General features: G+C 72.2%; 3 protein-coding genes and 1 pseudogene. 1 reads left to right on the forward strand and 3 read right to left on the reverse strand.

Annotated elements, in window-relative coordinates:
* A pseudogene (locus tag AC2W7C_RS15815) lies at nt 1-765 on the reverse strand (hypothetical protein); the annotation flags it as partial.
* A 78-nt stretch (nt 766-843) separates the two neighbouring features.
* Entirely contained in the window at nt 844-1356 is a 513-nt protein-coding gene (locus AC2W7C_RS15820; protein ID WP_486002259.1) for a CinA family protein, read from the reverse strand.
* A gap of 191 nt (nt 1357-1547) precedes the next feature.
* On the opposite strand from AC2W7C_RS15820, the gene AC2W7C_RS15825 reads away from it, so the two are divergent.
* Nucleotides 1548-1874, forward strand: a complete 327-nt coding sequence (locus tag AC2W7C_RS15825) for a DUF983 domain-containing protein (protein WP_486002260.1) — start codon at nt 1548-1550, stop codon at nt 1872-1874.
* Here AC2W7C_RS15825 and AC2W7C_RS15830 read toward each other — a convergent pair.
* The coding region (locus tag AC2W7C_RS15830) for a HAMP domain-containing sensor histidine kinase (protein WP_486002261.1) at nt 1871-3117 on the reverse strand (1247 nt) is incomplete at its 5' end. The genes AC2W7C_RS15825 and AC2W7C_RS15830 overlap by 4 nt on opposite strands.

Below are 3117 nucleotides of genomic sequence, written 5' to 3' on the forward strand. Positions count from 1 at the left end.
CGGGCTGGCCGCCGAGCCGGCGACGACGGTCGCCGGCTCGCCGGTGTCGTCGCGTTCGACGGCGACACCTTCGACCGCGCTCGCGGGACCGCCGATCGTGACCGTCCAGGTCGCCCCATCGGCTGTGGCCGATACGGCCAGTCCACGCGGCGCGGCCAGACGCACCGCCACATGGTCATGTCCGGCCGCCCAGTGGGCCTGGGAGGCGGGTCCCAGGTCCTTGGCCCCGGACATGTCCAGCCGGGCGGCGGTGTCGAAGACGATCCAGACCGCGTCGCCTCGGCGGAAGACGGCGGCCCCGACCGGATTCGCCCAGCGGAAGTCCAGGGACACCTTCGCGGGCGTAGCGCGAGAGACGACCGTCACCGACTGAGCCGCGCTCGCGGCCGGCGCTTCCGGCGCCTGGGGATAGAGGTTCAGGAAGACCGCGCCGTCGGCCGAACCCGAGCGGATCCCCGCGCCCTCGGCCAGGGTGAGGACCAGTTCGGTTGCGCCGCGGACGGCGCGGGTCTCGACCCTTTCGACGCCAGGCGGAGGATCGACCCGCAGGCGCGAAACGTCGGGCGCGGCGGTGGCGCCGATGCGGACGACGACGACCCTGCCCTCCTGGCGGATTCGGGACCGCGCGCCGACGACGCCGGCGAACTCGACGCGGGTGAAGGTGGGGTTGGCGCCGATGCGGATGACCACCGGATCGCCGCCGGCCTCCTGGGCCAGGGGCGCCAGAGGGGCGAGCGCGACGGCACCGGCCGCGGCGGCGGCCACGGTCGTTCTGAGGATTCGCTTTGACGAACGGGCCCCGGACATACGCGCGCACACTCGCGCGACGGCCTTTAAACGCGGTTAACGGTTGGTGACCGCGGCATGCAGGAGGCGCGTCGCCACCCGAAGGCACTCCAGACGCGCCGGGCCCCGGCCGATGTCGCCGAAGTGATGTTCCTCGTGCACGGTCGGGCGTCCCGTCTCGGCCAGGGCGAAGTGCACTAGACCTGGTTCGTCGTCCGGTCCGCCCGCGCCAGTGAAGCCCGTCACCGCGATCGCCATCCTGGCGCCGGAGGCTCGAAGCGCGCCCTCGGCCATGGCCCGGGCCACCGGTTCCGAGACGGCCCCGTTCTGGCGGATCAGCCGGGGCGGCACGGCCAGCTCGTCGGCTTTGGAATCATCGGTGTAGACCACATAGCCGCGTTCGAAGACGTGAGAGCGCCCCTCCACGTCGGTCAGCACCGAGGCGATCAGACCGCCCGTGCAGCTTTCGGCGGTGGCGAACGTGACCCCCTTGTCGCTGGCGATCGACAGCACGGTGTCGATCAGGGCGTCCACGTCGTCCGGGAGCGCAGGGCTGAGGGTCTCGGTCATCCCAGCCGGAACGGCGCCGCCGGGCGCGGCGTTCCCCGCGACAAGACGACCCGTTGCCCCGCGCCGTTCCAAGGCCGACATCCCGGGTCTCCTTCGCGATCGGATCCGAGATGAGCGAGCCCGAGCACCCGCCCCTGAGCACCCTTTCGACAGGGCTGCGCTGTCGCTGCCCCCGATGCGGCGAGGGTCCGTTGCTGCGGGGTTTCCTGAAGATCCGCGAGACCTGCCCCGCCTGTGGCCTGGACTACGGCTTCGCCGATCCGGCCGACGGTCCCGCCTTCTTCGGCATGAGCCTGGTCGGCGTGATCGGCATGGGGCTGTTTATGTGGTTCGAGTTCGGCGTCCACCCGCCGGTATGGGTGCATATGGTGGTGACCATGCCCCTGCTGGTCCTCGCCTGCCTGGCGGTCCTGCGGCCGCTGAAGGGCTGGCTGGTGGCCGAACAGTACGTGCACAAGGCCGCCCCGCCCGAATGGGCCAGCGTCGGCAAGCACGGCGACGGGTCGAAGTGGCGCTAGCCGGCCGCGATCGGCAGGCCGATCTCGAACGTTGCCCCGCGCGCTGAAGAGGCCAAGTCCAAGGTGGCCTGATTGGCCGCCAGAAGCGCTCGGGCGATCGACAGGCCCAGGCCCGCGCCGCCCTGGTCCCGGCGCGTGGTGAAGAAGGGCTCGAAGACGCGGCCAGCGTCGCCGGGCGCGATCCCCCGGCCGTCGTCGCCGAGCGACAGGATGATCGTGTCGTCCAATAGGCGCGCGGCGATGCGCACGGACGTCGCCCCCGCCTGGCGGCTGTTCTCCAGCAGGGTGGAGATCACCATCTCCAGGCCTTCGGCGGGAACCGCGACGGGCGGGAGATCCATCGGAAGGTCCACCGCGACGGCCAGGGCCGGAGAGCGGGCGTCGACCGCCTTCAGGACGACGGGCGCCAGATCGACCGACACCCCGACCTCGGGTCGGGCCATGTCCGCCCGAGCCAGGTCGAGCAGGCGAGTCACCAGGGCCGAGAGCCGGCGTCCGTCGGCGGCGATGTTGTCCAGGAAGCGCCGGCGCTGCTCGGGTTCCATGTCATCGTGATCCTGCAGCAGCTCCACGGCGCCCTGGATGCCCGCGAGCGGCGTCTTGAACTCGTGGCTGACGGCCGCCGCGAAATCGCGGAGGTAGCGCGAGCGGCGGTCCACAGCCTCGGCCATGCGCCCGAAATCCTCGTAGAGGGTGCGAATCTCCACGGCGGCGGTGGTCGGCGGCGGGGGCACCCTCCCGCCGCCGGAGGCTACTTCTCGCGTGACACGGCTCAGCGCTTCGATCGGGCGCGCGATCCCGCGGGAGACGAGCACCGCCAGCAGGGCCAGGAACCCCAGGGTGCCGACGACGCCCAGGCCGATCTTGATGCGGTCCTGATAGATGCCCCGGAACAGGGCGCGGGGCGAGCGCGAGGTCAGGACCACCCCCTCGACCTGGCCGTTCACGACGATCGGGCGGGCGTGGTGGATGCGCAGGGCCGATGCGCGGCTGAGCCACTCCAGCGAATAGCGAGGCTGGTAGGCGGCGTTCCGGCGAAGCACCGTCTCCGGCCGGCCGGTCAGGGCGGTCTGGACCTCGGGAAGGTCGCCCCAGGCGCCGCCCCGGGCGTAGCCGGTCAGCGCGATCCCCTGCCGGTCCAGGAAGATGATCGAGGCCAAGGTGGTGCGGCTGGTCTCGGCCGCGACCGGTTCCAGCCGCGCCGCCACTGCGACGGCGGCGGGATCGGGGGGGACCCGCGTCG

Source organism: Brevundimonas sp. CURTG3B2_SDJG (genome assembly GCF_057364705.1).

Coding starts and splice junctions, on each gene's coding strand:
- AC2W7C_RS15820 (WP_486002259.1), bottom strand. CDS start 1,356: ATGACCGAGACCCTCAGCCCTGCGCTCCCGGACGACGTGGACGCCCTG.